General features: G+C 62.2%; 17 protein-coding genes. 9 read left to right on the top strand and 8 right to left on the bottom strand.

What is annotated here, in order from left to right; all coding sequences use genetic code 11:
- Position 1 precedes the first annotated feature (1 nt).
- Positions 2–781: an IclR family transcriptional regulator gene (locus RHM60_RS21550; RefSeq protein WP_209988976.1), complete on the bottom strand. Its 780-nt coding sequence runs from the start codon at positions 779–781 to the stop codon at positions 2–4.
- 120 nt (positions 782–901) lie between these two features.
- Between RHM60_RS21550 and hmgA the strand changes: the two genes are divergently transcribed.
- From hmgA to maiA, 3 genes are read left to right on the top strand one after another with little or no spacing between them, the layout of a single operon-like run.
- Positions 902–2,185, top strand: coding sequence for a homogentisate 1,2-dioxygenase (gene hmgA / locus RHM60_RS21555; RefSeq protein WP_322212737.1), 1,284 nt, complete (start codon positions 902–904; stop codon positions 2,183–2,185).
- A 2-nt stretch (positions 2,186–2,187) separates the two neighbouring features.
- Positions 2,188–3,474, top strand: a complete 1,287-nt coding sequence (gene fahA / locus RHM60_RS21560) for a fumarylacetoacetase (RefSeq protein WP_322212739.1) — start codon at positions 2,188–2,190, stop codon at positions 3,472–3,474.
- Positions 3,475–3,486: 12 nt separating this feature from the next.
- Positions 3,487–4,122, top strand: a complete 636-nt coding sequence (maiA, locus tag RHM60_RS21565; RefSeq protein WP_322212740.1) for a maleylacetoacetate isomerase — start codon at positions 3,487–3,489, stop codon at positions 4,120–4,122.
- Positions 4,123–4,326: 204 nt separating this feature from the next.
- On the opposite strand, the gene RHM60_RS21570 is transcribed toward maiA, so the two are convergent.
- Positions 4,327–5,130 (bottom strand): SirB1 family protein, encoded by an 804-nt coding sequence (locus RHM60_RS21570; protein ID WP_322212741.1) that lies wholly within the window; start codon positions 5,128–5,130, stop codon positions 4,327–4,329.
- 186 nt (positions 5,131–5,316) lie between these two features.
- Here RHM60_RS21570 and RHM60_RS21575 point away from each other — a divergent pair, with 186 nt between their 5' ends.
- A complete protein-coding gene (locus RHM60_RS21575; RefSeq protein ID WP_057006761.1) occupies positions 5,317–6,336 on the top strand; it encodes a Leu/Phe/Val dehydrogenase in 1,020 nt (339 codons plus the stop codon).
- Positions 6,337–6,389: 53 nt separating this feature from the next.
- Here RHM60_RS21575 and RHM60_RS21580 read toward each other — a convergent pair whose 3' ends face one another.
- Positions 6,390–6,650 carry a YebG family protein gene (locus tag RHM60_RS21580; RefSeq protein ID WP_003171979.1) on the bottom strand — a complete coding sequence of 87 codons (261 nt, stop codon included), beginning with the start codon at positions 6,648–6,650 and terminating at the stop codon, positions 6,390–6,392.
- Positions 6,651–6,966: 316 nt separating this feature from the next.
- Here RHM60_RS21580 and RHM60_RS21585 point away from each other — a divergent pair, with 316 nt between their 5' ends.
- The 3 genes from RHM60_RS21585 to RHM60_RS21595 all read left to right on the top strand — a co-directional run bounded on the left by RHM60_RS21585 (position 6,967) and on the right by RHM60_RS21595 (position 8,071).
- Complete coding sequence (locus tag RHM60_RS21585; RefSeq protein ID WP_231423024.1) at positions 6,967–7,155, top strand: antitoxin; 189 nt, start codon at positions 6,967–6,969, stop codon at positions 7,153–7,155.
- The gene (locus RHM60_RS21590) at positions 7,145–7,414 is read left to right on the top strand and encodes a type II toxin-antitoxin system RelE/ParE family toxin (protein ID WP_322212743.1); all 270 of its coding nucleotides are present in this window, start codon (positions 7,145–7,147) and stop codon (positions 7,412–7,414) included. Before RHM60_RS21585 ends, RHM60_RS21590 begins: the two co-directional genes overlap by 11 nt.
- Positions 7,415–7,582: 168 nt before the next feature.
- Complete coding sequence (locus RHM60_RS21595) at positions 7,583–8,071, top strand: phosphate-starvation-inducible protein PsiE (RefSeq protein ID WP_209988994.1); 489 nt, start codon at positions 7,583–7,585, stop codon at positions 8,069–8,071.
- Here the strand turns inward: RHM60_RS21595 and RHM60_RS21600 are convergent.
- On the bottom strand, positions 8,068–8,385 hold the full coding sequence (locus tag RHM60_RS21600) for a DUF3509 domain-containing protein (protein ID WP_322212744.1): 318 nt from the start codon (positions 8,383–8,385) through the stop codon (positions 8,068–8,070). The genes RHM60_RS21595 and RHM60_RS21600 overlap by 4 nt on opposite strands.
- Before the next feature lie 337 nt (positions 8,386–8,722).
- Positions 8,723–10,099 carry an L-serine ammonia-lyase gene (locus RHM60_RS21605; RefSeq protein ID WP_322212745.1) on the bottom strand — a complete coding sequence of 459 codons (1,377 nt, stop codon included), beginning with the start codon at positions 10,097–10,099 and terminating at the stop codon, positions 8,723–8,725.
- 137 nt (positions 10,100–10,236) lie between these two features.
- On the opposite strand from RHM60_RS21605, the gene RHM60_RS21610 reads away from it, so the two are divergent.
- Positions 10,237–11,184 (top strand): LysR substrate-binding domain-containing protein, encoded by a 948-nt coding sequence (locus tag RHM60_RS21610; protein WP_231423027.1) that lies wholly within the window; start codon positions 10,237–10,239, stop codon positions 11,182–11,184.
- 213 nt (positions 11,185–11,397) lie between these two features.
- Positions 11,398–11,808 (top strand): HPF/RaiA family ribosome-associated protein, encoded by a 411-nt coding sequence (locus RHM60_RS21615; protein ID WP_057006756.1) that lies wholly within the window; start codon positions 11,398–11,400, stop codon positions 11,806–11,808.
- A 63-nt stretch (positions 11,809–11,871) separates the two neighbouring features.
- Here RHM60_RS21615 and fecA read toward each other — a convergent pair whose 3' ends face one another.
- From fecA to RHM60_RS21630, 3 genes are all read right to left on the bottom strand, one after another.
- Positions 11,872–14,211, bottom strand: a complete 2,340-nt coding sequence (gene fecA, locus RHM60_RS21620) for a TonB-dependent Fe(3+) dicitrate receptor FecA (protein ID WP_322212746.1) — start codon at positions 14,209–14,211, stop codon at positions 11,872–11,874.
- 90 nt (positions 14,212–14,301) lie between these two features.
- Entirely contained in the window at positions 14,302–15,243 is a 942-nt protein-coding gene (locus tag RHM60_RS21625) for a FecR domain-containing protein (RefSeq protein WP_322212748.1), read from the bottom strand.
- Positions 15,240–15,728, bottom strand: a complete 489-nt coding sequence (locus tag RHM60_RS21630; protein ID WP_209989011.1) for a sigma-70 family RNA polymerase sigma factor — start codon at positions 15,726–15,728, stop codon at positions 15,240–15,242. The genes RHM60_RS21625 and RHM60_RS21630 overlap by 4 nt, the downstream gene beginning before the upstream one ends.
- Between the last annotated feature and the right edge of the window lie 91 nt (positions 15,729–15,819).

Raw genomic sequence — 15,819 nt, forward strand, 5'->3', positions numbered from 1 at the left:
TTCAAGGCTGGTAGCCCATCCGCCAACTCACGGCCCGGGTCGCCGCCAGCAGGCGCTGCGCCGCCGGGCCATGTTCATCGGCGTGGAACACCGAAGTGGGGCCGACCACGGTCATCACCGCCGCCACCTGCCCGACCGCGTTGAACACCGGCGCCGACAGCGCATCCACGCCGGGCATCAGCAAACCATGTACAAAATGCAGGCCGCGGCTGCGGATCTGCGCGCAGGTGCTGGCGTAAGCCTGATCGTCCGCCAGTACGTGGGCGATGCCGGCCTGGATTTCGCGCGCACGCAAGTCCACGGTTTCCCGCGCGGGCAGGTAGGCGCTGAACACCAGTCCGGTGGACGAGCCGAGCAGTGGCAGCACCGAGCCCAACTGCGTCACCACCGTAACCGCGCGCACCGCCGGTTCGATCTGCACCACGGTCGCGCCCTGGTTGCCCCACACCGCCAGGAAGCAGGTTTCATTCAAGTCATCGCGCAGTTCGGCCAGGGGCAGGGCGCCTACCTTGAGCACATCCATGCTGCCCAGCGCGGCGAGGCCCACGCGCAGGGCTTCGCGGCCCAGGCCGTAATGGTTGGTGGCGGCGTTCTGTTCGGCAAACCCCGAGGCGATCAATGCCTGGAGATAGCGGTGCACCTTGCTGGCCGGCATCTGCACATGCTCGGCCAGACGCGACAGCGAAGTGGCCGGTGACAGCTCGGCGAGGGCCTTGAGGATATCGGTGCCCACTTCGGCCGAGCGGACTTTCTGTTTACCGGTGTCGCGGGGCTTTTCCATGGAAGGGCGAGAATCCGAGAGATGAGTGGGCGTCTTTATAGCTTGACGCTCGACGGTGATCAAATTACGTTGTGCGTAACTGGATTACGATAAAAACAACTTCCTTGCAGAGGACGATCCATGCACCTGGACTACCTGTCGGGCTTCGGCAATCAATTTGCCAGCGAAGCCTTGCCCGGGGCCTTGCCCGTCGGCCAGAACTCCCCGCAAAAAGCGCCCTACGGGCTGTACACCGAACTGTTCTCCGGCACCGCCTTTACCGTGGCGCGCAGTGAAGCCCGGCGCACCTGGCTGTACCGCATTCAGCCGTCGGCCAATCACCCGGCGTTCGTCAAGCTGGAACGGCAGTTGGCCGGCGGGCCGCTGGGCGCGGTGACGCCTAACCGGCTGCGTTGGAACCCCCTGGATATTCCGGATGAGCCGACGGACTTTATCGACGGGCTGGTGGGGATGGTTGCCAACGCGGCGTCGGAAAAACCGTCAGGCATCAGCATTCATACCTACCGTGCCAACCGTTCGATGGAGCGTGTGTTCTTCAACGCCGACGGCGAACTGCTGATCGTTCCCGAGCAGGGCCGCCTGCGCATCGCCACCGAACTCGGCGTGCTGGACGTGGAGCCGCTGGAAATTGTCGTGCTGCCGCGCGGCCTCAAATTCCGCATCGAACTGCTTGATGCACAGGCCCGCGGCTACGTTGCCGAAAACCACGGCGCGCCACTGCGCCTGCCGGACCTCGGCCCGATCGGCAGCAACGGTCTGGCCAACCCGCGCGACTTTCTCAGCCCGGTGGCGCACTACGAAGACCTGAAAAAACCTACAACGCTGGTGCAGAAGTTCCTCGGCGAACTCTGGGCCTGCGAGCTCGACCATTCGCCGCTGAACGTGGTGGCCTGGCACGGCAACAACGTGCCGTACAAATATGACCTGCGCCGTTTCAATACCCTGGGCACCGTGAGTTTCGATCATCCTGACCCGTCGATCTTTACCGTCCTGACCTCGCCCACCAGCACCCACGGCCTGGCCAACCTCGACTTCGTGATCTTCCCGCCGCGCTGGATGGTGGCCGAAAAGACGTTCCGCCCGCCGTGGTTCCACCGCAACCTGATGAACGAATACATGGGCCTGATCCAGGGTGCGTACGACGCCAAGGCCGAAGGCTTCCTGCCCGGCGGCGCGTCGCTGCACAGTTGCATGAGCGCCCACGGCCCGGACGGCGAGACCTGCACCAAAGCGATCAACGCTGACCTTGCGCCGCATAAGATCGATAACACCATGGCGTTCATGTTCGAGACCAGCCAGGTGCTGCGGCCCACTCGGTTCGCCCTTGAGTGCGCGCAATTGCAACCTTCCTATGACGCCTGCTGGGCCTCGCTGCCCGCCACCTTCAACGCGAATCGGAGATAACCATGACGCAGCCAACCCTCACCCGCAGCTGGGTCGCCTCCGCCAACGGTCATCCTGATTTCCCGTTGCAGAACCTGCCCTTGGGCGTGTTCAGCGTCAACGGTTCTGCCCCGCGCAGTGGCGTGGCGATTGGTGACTGCATTCTCGACCTGAACGCCGCCCTGGATGCGTTCGAGGGTCAGGCGCGCCGCGCCGTCGAGGCCACCACTGGCGGCCAGTTGAACGCCTTCTTCGAACTCGGCCGTGGCCCGCGCGTGGCGTTGCGTGAACGCCTGCTGGAGCTGCTGGCCGAAGGCGGCTCACTGCAGGCGCGTGAGGCCCAGGTGCTGCATCGCGCCGCCGACTGCCAGATGCACGTGCCGGCCAGAATCAATGACTACACCGACTTCTATGTCGGCATCGAGCATGCACAGAACGTCGGCAAACTGTTCCGCCCCGACAGCCCGCTGCTGCCCAATTACAAGTATGTGCCTATCGGCTATCACGGCCGTGCGTCGACCATTCGCCCGTCGGGCACCGAGGTGCGTCGCCCCAAGGGCCAGACCTTGCCGGCCGGCCACACCGAACCGGTTTTCGGCCCCTGTGCGCGACTCGATTACGAGCTGGAGCTGGGCATCTGGATTGGCCAGGGCAATGCCATGGGCGACGCGATTGCCATCGGCGATGCGGCCGAGCATATCGCCGGTTTCTGTTTGCTCAACGATTGGTCGGCGCGCGATATCCAGGCCTGGGAATACCAGCCGCTGGGGCCGTTCTTGTCGAAGAGCTTTATTACCACCCTGTCGCCCTGGGTGGTGACGGTGGAAGCGCTGGAACCGTTTCGCAAGGCGCAGCCGGCACGACCCGAAGGTGATCCGCAACCGCTGTCCTACCTGCTGGACACCCGCGATCAAGCTGCCGGCGCCCTGGATATCGAACTCGAGGTGCTGCTGCTCACGCAGGCCATGCGTGAGCAGAATCTGCCGGCGCACCGTCTGGCCCTGAGCAACAGCCTGCACATGTACTGGACCGTCGCGCAGTTGGTGGCGCATCACAGCGTCAACGGTTGCCAGTTGCAGGCCGGTGACCTGTTCGGTTCGGGCACCCTGTCCGGGCCCGAAGCAGGACAGTTCGGCAGCCTGCTGGAGATGACCGAAGGCGGTAAACGGGTGGTCGAATTGCCGAACGGCGAGGTGCGCAAATTCCTTGAGGACGGCGATGAAATCATCCTGCGTGCACGCTGCCGCCGTGACGGGTTTGCGTCCATCGGATTCGGTGACTGCCGGGGTACTGTCATCGCGGCGCGCTGAGAGGGCAGGGCGATGCAACTCTATACCTACTACCGTTCCACCTCGTCGTACCGGGTGCGTATTGCGTTGGCGCTGAAAGGCCTGGCGTTCAGCGCGGTGCCGGTCAACCTGCTGGTGCCGCCGGGCGGCGCGAATCATCAGTCCGAGTACCTTGCGATCAACCCGCAAGGGCGCGTTCCGACGTTGCGCACGGATGACGGCGAACTGTTGATTCAGTCACCGGCGATCATTGAGTACCTGGAGGAGCGTTATCCACAGGTGCCGCTGCTGTCCAGAGATCTGGCGACCCGTGCCCACGAACGTGCGGTGGCGTCGATTATTGGCTGTGATATTCACCCGTTGCACAACTCCAGTACCCAGAACCTGCTGCGCCAGTGGGGACACGATGAGGCGCAGTTGCTGGAATGGATCGGTCACTGGATCAGCCAGGGCTTGGCCGCAGTCGAGCAGTTGATTGGCGATGAGGGGTATTGCCTGGGCGAGCAGCCGGGGCTGGCGGATGTGTTTTTGATTCCGCAGGTGTATGCCACGCAGCGCTTCAAGGTGTCGTTGGCGGCGTATCCACGAATTCAGCGGGTAGCGGCGTTGGCGGCGCAGCATCCGGCGTTTATCCGGGCACATCCCGGCAGTCAAGCTGACGCGCCTTAGCTTCAAATGCGGAAGGCTCTGTGACGAGCGGGCTTGCCCCGCGTTGGGGTGCGAAGCGCCCCCAATCAAGAAACACGCGGTGTGCCTGATACGGCTCAGCGCCTGGTTTTGGGGCGGCTTCGCCCCCCAACGCGGGGCAAGCCCGCTCGCCACAACAAGTCCGCTCGCCACGACAGGCCCTATCGCCATTCGGAGTGCACGTGTTCAGTGCACGACCGAGTTGGGGGGCAGATGACCCAGCCGTTCGGCCAGGCGCAGGCGCTGGATCGGGTCTTCGCTGAGCAGCAGCGCATGTTCCAGGTCAAACCGCTCGGCGCTGGGACAGTCCAGGCGCTGGTACAGACTGGCCCGCGCCAGGTAGTCGGCGGCGCTGGCGTTGCCCAGTTCCAGCACGCGCTCGGCGTCGACCAGCGCGGCCAGGTAATCATCGTTGGACAGGTGCAACTGCCGCAGGTTACGTGACAGCCGTTGCAGGATCGAACGCGGCTCGGCGGTGTGCAGGTGCTCGGATTTCAGCGTGAGGTTGGGGCCGTATTGACGTTGCAGCAGTTCGCGGCAGTCGTTGGGGTAGAGGCGTCGACCGCCGCAGGGGTCAAGCAGATGATCGGCACCGGGCACACGCAGCAGAAAGTGACCAGGGAAGTTCACGCCCTGCAGGGGGATTTCCAGGCGCCGCGCCAGTTCCAGTGCGATCAGGCCCATGGCCAGCGGTTGCCCGCGCTTGCGTTGCAGCACCTTGTCCAGCAGGGCCGCGGCGGGGCGTAGCGGGGTGAAGTCGTCCTGAGCAAAGCCCAGGTCATTCATGCGTCGCAGCAGCGGCTGGCCGAGTTCATCCGTCGGCAATATCGGCATGGCCAGGCTGACCTGTTGCTGCAGCAAGGCAACGTCACGCAGGATCGCCGCCGGTTGCACGGCCGGGTCGTGCTCGGCGGCAATCCACAGCGCGGCTTCAAACAGCGCAGGCGGCGAGCGTTGCAGGCAGGCGAAAAAGGCTTGGCGGGGAGTCATTGCAATCTCCGGCAGATGCCCCGTTTTAGCCTTGCTGCGAATGTACGTCCAGTGTCTTGAGAAATATCCTACCTGCTTATATCGGAACGCCTACCCATTCCGCCTGCTTATTCCAGCACGCTTCAGCGGATTTTTACCGCGAGCCTATACTTGGCCCACGACCAGACGTGATCCGGGAGCTTGACGATGTTTGCTCTCATGCATGACACCCGCCTTGAATCGCTGCACCTGAGCATCGACCCGGTGACCGGGCTGAAGGCGATCATCGCTATTCATAACAGCCGCCTCGGTCCTGCGCTGGGCGGTTGTCGCTACCTTGCCTACCCCGATGACGAAAGCGCCGTGGCGGATGCTGCGCGCCTGGCCCAGGGCATGAGCTACAAGGCGGCCCTGGCCGGGCTGCCGGTGGGCGGCGCAACGGCGGTGATCCTGCGGCCTGCCCATGTGGAAGACCGCGCGGCACTGTTTGAAGCTTTTGGCCGCTGCATCGAGCAGTTGGGCGGTCGCTACATCACCGCCACCGACAGCGGGACCTCGGTGGCCGATATGGACTGCATCGCCCAGCACACCCGTTTCGTTACCAGCACCAGCGCTGCCGGCGATCCTTCGCCCCATGCGGCCATGGGCGTGTTCGCCGGCATTCGCACCACGGCCATGGCCCGCCTGGGCAGCGACAACCTCGAAGGCTTGCGCGTGGCGATCCAGGGCCTGGGCAACGTGGGTTACGCGCTGGCCGAACAACTGCACGCCGCCGGTGCCGAACTGCTGGTCAGCGACATCGACCACGGCAAGGTGCAACTGGCCATGGAACAGCTCGGCGCGCACCCCATCGCCAACGATGCCTTGCTCAGCACACCCTGCGATATCCTCGCGCCCTGCGGCGTCGGTGCCGTGCTCAACCGCCAGAGCGTTGCCCAACTGCGCTGCGCCGCCGTGGCCGGTTCTGCCAGTGCACAACTGACCAACCTGCAGATCGCCGACCAACTGGAAGGGCGCGGCATCCTCTACGCCCCGGACTACGTGATCAACTCCGGCGGACTGATCTACGTGGCCCTCAAGCACAGCGGCGCGCAATTGCCGACCATCACCGCGCACCTTTCCAACATCGGCACGCGCCTGACCGAAATTTTCGCCCACGCCCAGGCCGAAAAACGCTCACCCGCACGCGTGGCCGACGAACTGGCCGAGCGCCTGCTCTACCGCTGACGGGGCATTAAAAAGGCCCTGAATCAAGGATTCAGGGCCTGTTCAATTCGGGCTTATTCCGCCGCTGCGTTGAGCAACTCGGACAACGCGTCCGGCTGGCTCTTGAACGCCTTGGCAAACACATCGCGATTTTTCGCCATGTAGATCCCGGCTTCCTCCACCTGCTGCTCGCTCAGAGACGGCACGGCTTTTTGCAACACTTCTGCCAGCAACTCAGCGAGTTCAAGCATTTTGTCATGACGGTCAGCTTCGGCTTTATCCATGAACAAACGCTCCAGATCTCGGCTGCTGCGGTATACCACTTCGACGGCCATTCACCACCTCACATGCCTTCACGATAGATGTCTTTTGCGACTACTGTATTTATATACAGCGAAAAGCATAAGCCAAATGCGGGGGTTTGGATAGCAGGATTTAATGTAGTCGGAAAATAGCGTCGCTTGATCAATCTGTGCCTCGTCGCGTCCCGCCACCCTGATACCTCTAACAGACTGTTCGCACGCTAGTGGGGCGGCCAAAAAAAACCGTCGCGCAAGCCTGGATTTTTCCTGTTACTCACTTCATCGCTTGGAGCACGACAGTAAAAGGGCCAGCGGCTAGACTCCTTCCTCATCGACAACGGAGCCTTCAATGGACACTTCCTTTTCCTCTGGTACCCACGCAGACACCGAAGAGCAGGCCGATGGCTACAACCGCTGGTTTCGCGCCAGGGTACAAGCTGCGCTTGATGACAAAAGCCCCGGTATTCCTCACGACGAGGTCATGGCTGAAATGAAATCGCTCATCGAGTCTAAACTCAAGAAAGGCGATGCTGATTGAGTGGCTACCCGCCGCGCGGGTGGAGTTTCGTCAAATTATTGATTATCTGAGTGATCGCAACCCTGTAGCAGCGCTGGAGCTTATGCGATCAATCGAGGCTTCTGTACTGGCTCTTTCTCGTAGGCCACATCTCTACCGTCCCGGAAGAATCAACGGCACGCGTGAGATGGTGGTACATCCCAATTATCTGGTCGTATACAAAGTGACGGACCACATCCGGATCCTTTCGGTTTTACACGCCCGCCAACGGTATCCATGAGCGACTGCTTCTCGGATGAGCGTAATATTCACTTTTCCAATTCCCAGACGTGCCCCGTCGCACCCCGCCGCCCTCTCACTTCCCGGCACTGGCCTTTTTTCTGCATGCAGAACAACCGTCACGTCCATCCCGCATTATCCGGTCGAGTCGACCTAAGGAAGCACCATCGTGAAAATCAACTGGGCCGAAAGGCTGCGCCGGCAGGTACACGGGCTGGCCGAGTCGCTGGGCAATCTGTTTGTCGAAACCTTCCACTATCTGGCGCTGTTCGCCATTGGTGCGGTGACCGCGTGGGCAGCGGTGATGGAGTTTCTGGGGATGCTGGAGAACGGGCACATCAAGATTGATGACATCCTGCTGTTGTTCATCTATCTGGAACTGGGCGCGATGGTCGGGATTTATTTCAAGACCAATCACATGCCGGTACGCTTCCTGATCTACGTGGCGATCACCGCGCTGACGCGCCTGCTGATTTCCAACGTGTCGCACCACAACCCGCCGGACCTGGGCATCATCTACCTGTGTGGCGGCATTCTGTTGCTGGCGTTCGCGATTCTGGTGGTGCGCTACGCCTCGTCGGCCTTCCCGTCCATGAAGATCGAAGGCCCGCGTCGCAAAGGCGAGGCGAGCCTGGAAACCGAGAAGGGCGAGCTCTAAAGCCCGGCGCTGAAGGGCTGGTTACGAGGGGGCGGTGGCTGCAGCATGTTGTGGCTGTCGCCATCGGTCATCACCGCCAGGATATCCATGGCGCTGTGACCCTGCTCGATGGCAATGCCGAACTGGATGCTCTGCACCAGGCGCTTGAGCCGTTTCGGGTCTTTGCGCTGTTCGGCGCTGATCATGCGTTTGGCCACCACGCCATCCTCGTTGGAGAGGGTGAGCATGATGCTGCCGTCCAGCCGCTGGATGCTCAGGTTGACGCGGTATTGAGGGCTGAAGGTGTCGGTGATGATCTGAAAAGGATTGTCCATGGTGCGTTACCGCCTGATAAGAACATGCAGTCATTGACGACCGGTGTCGGGATTGGTTCGCATTGCCTGACCACCGGTCACTCCGTCGCTGAGGGTTCACAAGGTCCGTTTTCCTCAATAGCTGTACAGCAAAGGGCGTGCCGTACAATGGTCCCTGTTACAAGGAGATGCAACTGTGGGAGGGGGCTTGCTCCCGATAGTGGTGTGTCAGCCAATGGATACTTGGTTGATGTACCGCTATCGGGAGCAAGTCCCCTCTCCACATGGGGTCGGTGATGTGGGGGGACGGGTGACCTGTTTCAGGGCAGCGCCGATAAAACGGTCGCTTGCAGCGCACTCAGCACTCCACCCAGTTGACCGCCAGGCCGCCGCGCGAGGTTTCCTTGTATTTGTCGTGCATGTCGGCACCGGTGTCGCGCATGGTGCGGATCACCCGGTCCAGCGAGATGAAATGCTTGCCGTCCCCGCGCAAGGCCATTTGCGTGGCGTTGATGGCCTTGACCGCCGCGATGGCATTGCGCTCGATGCACGGCACTTGCACCAGGCCGCCGACCGGGTCGCAGGTGAGGCCGAGGTTGTGTTCCAGACCGATTTCGGCGGCGTTTTCCAGTTGCTCGGGCGTGGCGCCGAGGATGTCGGCCAGGCCTGCGGCGGCCATGGCGCAGGCCGAGCCCACTTCGCCCTGGCAGCCGACTTCGGCACCGGAGATCGAGGCGTTTTTCTTGCACAGGATGCCGACGGCGGCGGCGGCCAGGAAGAAATTCACCACATCATCGTCAGACGCATCGGGGTTGAACTTCATGTAGTAGTGAAGCACCGCCGGGATGATACCCGCCGCGCCATTGGTCGGCGCAGTGACCATGCGCCCGCCGGCGGCGTTTTCTTCGTTGACGGCGAGGGCGAACAGGTTGACCCACTCCATGGCCGATAACGTCGAGGTGATGACGTTGGGCTTGCCGATCTCCAGCAGGCTGCGATGCAGTTTTGCCGCACGGCGCGGCACATCCAGGCCGCCGGGTAGAATGCCCTCATCGCGCAGGCCTTGCTCCACGCACTCGCGCATCACCGACCAGATATGCAGCAGGCCGCTGCGGATCTGTTCGTCACTGCGCCAGGCGCGCTCGTTGGCCATCATCACTTCGGAAACCCGCAGGCCGTGTTTATTGCACAAAGCCAGCAGTTCAACGGCGCTGGAAAAGTCGTAGGGCAATTCAACATCGCTGGTCGGCGCAATACCCGAGTCCGCTTCAGCCGCGTCGATGATGAAGCCGCCGCCGACCGAGTAGTAGGTTTGTTCGCTCAACAGCCCGTTGTCACCGTAGGCGTGCAGGGACATGGCGTTGGGGTGGTAGGGCAGGCTTTCGTCCAGCAGCAGGAGGTCGGTGTGCCAGTCGAAGGCGATTGCCTGTTGGCCTGCCAGCAACAGCCGGCCGGACTCGCGCAATTGCTGGATACGCGGGTTGATCGAAGTGGGATCGACCTGATCCGGCCATTCGCCCATCAGGCCCATGACGCAGGCGCGGTCGGTGGCATGACCTACGCCGGTAGCGGACAGCGAACCGTATAAGCGCACTTCGACGCGGCGTGTTGCCGCCAGCACCTGCTGGTCGATCAGCGCCTGGGCAAAGGTCGCCGCCGCCCGCATCGGGCCGACGGTATGGGAGCTGGAGGGACCGATGCCCACCTTGAATAGATCAAAAACACTGATAGCCATGCTAAACCCTTACAAGCAATGGAACAGAAATCGCTGCCATCTTTTGTGGGACGAGCGCAATTGGCGTGATACTGAGCGTGTGGATTGGTGCTGACCAACGAATTATCCTAAGAAACCCTTTAGCAGGACTAAACCCTATGCCACGTCCCCTTCATGGCCAGACCTATATGTGGCTGCACGTGTTTTCCTGCGCTGCGAGGCACTTGTCATTTACCCGCTGCGCAGAGGAGTTGCACATCACGCCGGGCGCAGTGAGCCAGCAAATTCGCCAGTTGGAGGAGCGTCTGGGCTTTCGGCTGTTTCATCGACGGGCTCGGGGCGTGGAGCTCAGCGCTGAAGGGCAGCGGCTGGCCGCCACGGTGGGGGAGGCGTACGGCAGCATCGACGCCGAACTGCAGCGGCTGGATGCGGGCATGATCAGCGGTACCCTGCGGCTGCGCTCGATCCCGTCGTTTCTCGGCAAATGGCTGACGCCGCGCCTGCCACGGCTGCAGCAGCGTTTCCCCGACATCCAACTGCGTCTGGTTGCCGAAGACAGCAGCGTCGCCCTGCACGAAGGCGATTTCGACCTAGCCATCGACCTGAATGACGGCAGCTACCCCGGCCTGTTATCCACCGCCCTGCTGGATGAGCAGATTTTTCCGGTGTGCGCCCCCAGCCTGCTGCGTGGCCGCCCGCCGCTGCACGGGCCGGCGGACCTGGCGCACTTTCCGTTGCTGCACGACATTACCGCCTGGCGTGGAAGTTATGAGTACGCGGAGTGGGAGTTCTACCTGAATGAAATCGGCTATCACCACGCCGATGTGCGCCGGGGGCACACGTTCAACCGCAACCACCTGACCATCGAGGCCGCCATCGCCGGCATGGGCGTGGCCATTGCGCGGCGCACCTTGCTCAACGATGAGCTGGAACGCGGCACCTTGATCGTGCCATTCGGCCTGGCGGTGCCCAACCATAAACGCTATGTGCTGCTGTACGCGCCGGGGGCGCTGAATCATCCGGGCGTGCGCGCGGTGCATGATTGGCTGGTGGAGGAAGCAGGTAATTTTCGCGCATTGCACCCGTTGGCGGAGGGGCAATCATGAGGAAATGTGGTCGTAAGAAGATGTAACCAACTCCCCACCCTAACAGCGTTTCTGCTTGTCGTCAGGGTTAATTTGTAATGTAGGATTTATCTTTGAAAAGGGGTTGAATTGTTTCAGCGGGTGCTCAATTGTGTAAGCAGGAGGTCATGGTTTCACCACCCCGGTGTTGCAGTTTGTGATCTCTGGCGAGCTAGCTGAAATAAGGGAAGAACTATGCAAATCCAAGTCAATAGCGATAACCATATTGAAAGCAGCATCCGACTGGAGGAGTGGGTACGTACTACCATCGAAAGCACGCTCGAACGTTATGAAGAAGACCTGACCCGCGTTGAGGTTTACCTGCGCGATGAGAACGGCGACAAGCCCGGTCCCCACGATTTAAGTTGCCGCCTGGAAGCACGGCCAAAGGGCCATCAGCCGCTGTCGGTCCTGCACAAGGCCGATACCCTGGAACAGGCAATCGACGGTGCAGCCACCAAGCTCGATCACGCGCTGGAGCACTTGTTCGGCAAACTGCAAGGCAAGCCCCGCGCTGCCGCGAAAAACCAGCCGATCAATAAAGTGAATGAAGATGCGCTGGAACAGGAATTCCTGGAAAACGAAAACGCCGCAATCAACAGCTGACGGTTTTTCACCCCCTGATAAAACGGGCCTGCAGATGCAGGCCCGTTTTCGTTCAAGCGTCGATCAGAACGCGATGGAGGTTTGCACGTACACCGTGCGCGGCTCGCCGACGTATTTGCCCTTGTTGTTATCGTCAAACGAGCGTATGTAGTACTGCTTGTTGAAGATGTTCTTGACGCCCACCGCCACGTTCAAATCCGACAGTTGCGGGCCGAAATCGTAGGCCGCGCGGCTGCTGAACAGCATGTAGCCGGGGATGCGCCCGTTGGCACCGTCGGCGCTTTCGGCGCGGGTGTTGGCGTTGTCGGCGAACTGGCTGCTCTGATAGCTGCTGTCCAGGTTGAGCTTCCAGTGGCCTTCGGTGTAGCCCACGCCCAGGGTGCCTTTGTGTTTGGACGAGAAGGGCACGCGGTTGCCCTTGTTCGGACCGTCTTCGCGGATGGTGGCGTCGACGTAGGCGTAGCTGGCGTACACATCAAAGCCGGCCAGCGCCGGGCTCAAGCCGTCGAGGGCGTAGTTGATGCTCGACTCGACGCCCTGATGACGCGTCTCGCCGCGAGCGATCACCGAATCGTTGGTCTGGTTGCTTTCGTACTGGTTGTCGAAGTTGATCAGGAACGCGCCGATTTCCGCGCGCAGGTTGCCGTTGTCATAGCGCGTACCCAGTTCCCAGGTGCGGGCCTTCTCCGGTTTCACTTCGCCGCTGCTCACGCGGTTGGGCATCTGGCTGTATTGCACGCTGCCGAACGAACCTTCGGTGTTGGCGTAGAGGTTCCACTCGTCGGTAAGGTGATAGAGCACGTTCAGCGCCGGCAGCGCGGTGTTGTAGTCGCCCTTGTACTTGACGTTGCTGAGGTTGTTGGTCTGCTGCGACTCGATCATCTCGTAGCGAATGCCCGGGGTGATGGTCCATTTGCCGATATCGATCCGGTCATCGATAAAGAACGCATTGGCTTCGGTGCCGCCACGGGTGTCGCGGTCGTTGCGACTGTTGGTGGTGGGCATCTGCTGGTTGTTGGCCGAGATCGGCGTGCGGTAGCGCAGCTCATGACCGGCTTCGTTGATGTAGCGGTAGCCCACACCCACTTCATGGCTGGTGGGGCCGAGGTCGAAGCCCTGGGCGAAGCGGGTCTCGATACCGCGTACCCAGTATTCGCGTGGCGACAGGGAAAGGAAGCTGCCCTGGTCCAGGTAACCGCTGCGCAGGGTCTTGGTGAAGAAGCTGTTGATGGTGAATTCGCGGCGGTCCTGCTCGTAGCGGTAGCCGACGTTGAACATCGTGCGGCGACCCCAGAATTTGTCGTAGGCGCGGGTGGACTGGTACGGATCGGCCTTGTAGTCGGCCACGTTCAGACCGCCGGGCATGTCGGCCTGGCCTTCGTAGTACTGCGCCATGGCGTTGAAGCTGTTGGCATCGTCCAGTTGGTATTTACCCTTGAGGATCAGGTCGTCGATACGCGTGTCGCTGTTTTCGCGCCAGTCGCCGCCGCGGGTGCCCGAATACAACAGGGCGCCGCCCAGGCCGTTGTCGGCGGTGCCGCCAGCAAGCAGGTTGCCGGTGGTCTTGAAGCCGTCGTGGCTGGAGGACGGGCTGGTTTCGGTCTGCAGGCCGCCCTTGACGGTGGGCGCATCCGGGATCGCGCGGGTCACGAAGTTGACCACGCCGCCCACGTTCTGCGGGCCGTAACGCACTGCACCACCGCCGCGCACGACGTCGACGGCGTCCATGTTGCCCATGCTGATCGGCGCGAACGACAGCTGCGGCTGGCCATAGGGCGCGAACGGCACCGGAATGCCGTCCATCAGCACGGTGGAGCGCGATGCCAGGCGTGGGTTGAGGCCGCGAATGCCGAAGTTCAGCGCCATGTCATGACTGCCGGTGCCGTTGTTGTCCGGGGCGTTGACGCCGGGGATGCGGTTGAGCACATCTTTGGCCTGAGTGGCGCCCTGGCGTTCGAATTCCTCGCGGCGGATCACATCGCGGGCGCCGGGGTGTTCGAAGACGTTGGTCTGCGCAGCATCGCCGAGCCAGTCGCCAACCACGCTGGAGGTGGCCAGCTCCAGCGTGGCCGGGGCGTCTGCCGGTTGCAGGCTGAAGGCGTTGTTGCCCTCAGCGCGGGCTTGCAGGCCGGTGCCTTCCAGCAGTTTCTGCAGGCCTTCGGCGGCGCTGTAATTGCCCGACAATCCACGGCTCTGCATGCCGGCCGTCACTTGGGAACCGAAGGAAATCAGCACGCCGGCTTCGCGGCCAAACTGGTTCAGGGCTGTTTCCAGCGAGCTGGGGGCGATGTGATAAGGCTTGGCGTCGGCCGCCATGACGGGCGGCAGCAGGGTGAAACTGAGGCTGGCGCCCAGTAACAAGTGGCGCAGGGTGCGGGCGAGCAGGGAGGGTTGCTGGGGCATGGGACGCGGTCCTGAGAAGACGGATCAAGGGGGCTTTCCTTCTCTGTCACGCGAGGTATGGAAAACGGCTCACTCGGTAGAAAAGTATTTTCAGGCGCGCGCCTGCACGGTGACCCAATAGCGGGTAAACCGCCGCACTTTTACCGGCAGGCTGACTTCCAGCAGGTCGAGAATGCGCTCGCTGTCGTCCAGCGGGTAACTGCCGGAGATCAGCAAGTTGGCCACCTGCGGGTCGCAATGGAGCTGGCCGCGCCGGTAGCGGCCCAGCTCGGCGAGGAAATCCTCCAGGCGCATGTGCGCGGCCATCAGCATGCCGTCGGCCCAGGCGCCGCTGTTGGCGTCGGTGGGCCGTGGCGTGTCCCAACCCTTGCGGGTGAAATTGACCTGACGCGCGGCGTCCACTGTCAACGGCAGGCCGCTGTAGCGGTTGGGCATCACCTCGACATGGCCGTCGAAGACCGCCAGTTGCGTATGGTCATTGAACTGACGCACGTTCAGCCGCGCTGCCGGGCTGCTGAGCAGGCCCTGGCCGGTCAGTACGCGCAGCGGTGTGTCGTCGGCGCGGACGGTCAGCAGTATTTCCCCCTCGAGCAGGCGGATCAGCCGCTGTTGACCATCGAAGTGCACATCCACTGCACTGCCGGTGTTGAGTTTGAGCTGACTGCCGTCCGCCAGTTGCACCGTGCGGCGCTGACCCACCGGGCTGCGGTAATCGGCGCTCAGCGGCGGCAGCATATGTTGCTGCCGCAGGCCCCAGGCCGCCGCCGAGCCGGCGCCGAGGATCAACAGCAATTTAAGCGCCTGACGCCGGCTGCTGGATGTGGGCGCGTTCAACGCCGCGTGTGCAAGAGGCGAAGGCATGCCGCGCAGACGCTGGTTGACACGCTGGATGTGGTCCCAGGCGCGCTGGTGTTCGCTGTGGGCATTCAGCCACTGTTGCCAGGCTGCCTGCTGGCGCGGGTTGAGCGCGCCTTGCTGCATTTCCATCAGCCAGTGCACGGCTTGTTCGGCCACCTGGGTCGAGAAATTCATAGGGCAAAGTAGCAGCGCATGGCCGCTTTGTTCAGGTGGCGTTTGACGGTGGCGAGGGAGATACCCAGTTCGGCGCCGATCTGCGCGTAGGTCAGGCCATCGAGCTGGGCCAGCAGGAATGCACGTTTGACGGGCGTTGGCAGGCCGTCCAGCAACTGGTCAAGTTCCAGCAGGGTTTGCAGGATGATCGCGCGTTCTTCTTCCGACGGCGCGACCTGTTCCGGCATCTGCGCGAGGGCGTCAAGATAGGCGCGCTCCAGGTCCTGGCGGCGGTAGAAGTTGAACAACACCCGCTTGGCGACGGTGGTGAGGAACGCGCGGGGCTCGATCAGTGTGGGGGTTGGCGGCGCGGTGAGCACGCGCATGAAGGTGTCCTGCGCCAGGTCTGCAGCACTTTCCGGGCAGCCGAGCTTGCGTCGCAACCAGCCGTTGAGCCAGTGGTGATGGTCCTGATACAAGACTTCGACGGTGGTGGACGGGCTCAACGCAAACACTCCGCAAGCATGAGCAAGCTTTAGAGAACAAGAATTGTTCGCATTGTAGGGCGCGCGAGTGGGTTCGGCAATGCGCCAGAGC

This window comes from Pseudomonas sp. MH9.3 (assembly GCF_034354675.1).
GTDB lineage: Bacteria > Pseudomonadota > Gammaproteobacteria > Pseudomonadales > Pseudomonadaceae > Aquipseudomonas.

What these genes read in the sequence shown, in the direction of transcription:
- RHM60_RS21585 (WP_231423024.1), top strand. Translation starts at nt 6,967, where the DNA reads ATGGACACTTCCTTTTCCTCTGGTACCCACGCAGACACCGAAGAGCAG.
- fahA (WP_322212739.1), top strand. Translation starts at nt 2,188, where the DNA reads ATGACGCAGCCAACCCTCACCCGCAGCTGGGTCGCCTCCGCCAACGGT.
- RHM60_RS21615 (WP_057006756.1), top strand. Translation starts at nt 11,398, where the DNA reads ATGCAAATCCAAGTCAATAGCGATAACCATATTGAAAGCAGCATCCGA.
- fecA (WP_322212746.1), bottom strand. Translation starts at nt 14,211, where the DNA reads ATGCCCCAGCAACCCTCCCTGCTCGCCCGCACCCTGCGCCACTTGTTA.
- RHM60_RS21605 (WP_322212745.1), bottom strand. Translation starts at nt 10,099, where the DNA reads ATGGCTATCAGTGTTTTTGATCTATTCAAGGTGGGCATCGGTCCCTCC.
- RHM60_RS21580 (WP_003171979.1), bottom strand. Translation starts at nt 6,650, where the DNA reads ATGGCCGTCGAAGTGGTATACCGCAGCAGCCGAGATCTGGAGCGTTTG.
- RHM60_RS21625 (WP_322212748.1), bottom strand. Translation starts at nt 15,243, where the DNA reads ATGAATTTCTCGACCCAGGTGGCCGAACAAGCCGTGCACTGGCTGATG.
- maiA (WP_322212740.1), top strand. Translation starts at nt 3,487, where the DNA reads ATGCAACTCTATACCTACTACCGTTCCACCTCGTCGTACCGGGTGCGT.
- RHM60_RS21550 (WP_209988976.1), bottom strand. Translation starts at nt 781, where the DNA reads ATGGAAAAGCCCCGCGACACCGGTAAACAGAAAGTCCGCTCGGCCGAA.
- RHM60_RS21600 (WP_322212744.1), bottom strand. Translation starts at nt 8,385, where the DNA reads ATGGACAATCCTTTTCAGATCATCACCGACACCTTCAGCCCTCAATAC.
- RHM60_RS21575 (WP_057006761.1), top strand. Translation starts at nt 5,317, where the DNA reads ATGTTTGCTCTCATGCATGACACCCGCCTTGAATCGCTGCACCTGAGC.
- hmgA (WP_322212737.1), top strand. Translation starts at nt 902, where the DNA reads ATGCACCTGGACTACCTGTCGGGCTTCGGCAATCAATTTGCCAGCGAA.
- RHM60_RS21570 (WP_322212741.1), bottom strand. Translation starts at nt 5,130, where the DNA reads ATGACTCCCCGCCAAGCCTTTTTCGCCTGCCTGCAACGCTCGCCGCCT.
- RHM60_RS21590 (WP_322212743.1), top strand. Translation starts at nt 7,145, where the DNA reads ATGCTGATTGAGTGGCTACCCGCCGCGCGGGTGGAGTTTCGTCAAATT.
- RHM60_RS21610 (WP_231423027.1), top strand. Translation starts at nt 10,237, where the DNA reads ATGCCACGTCCCCTTCATGGCCAGACCTATATGTGGCTGCACGTGTTT.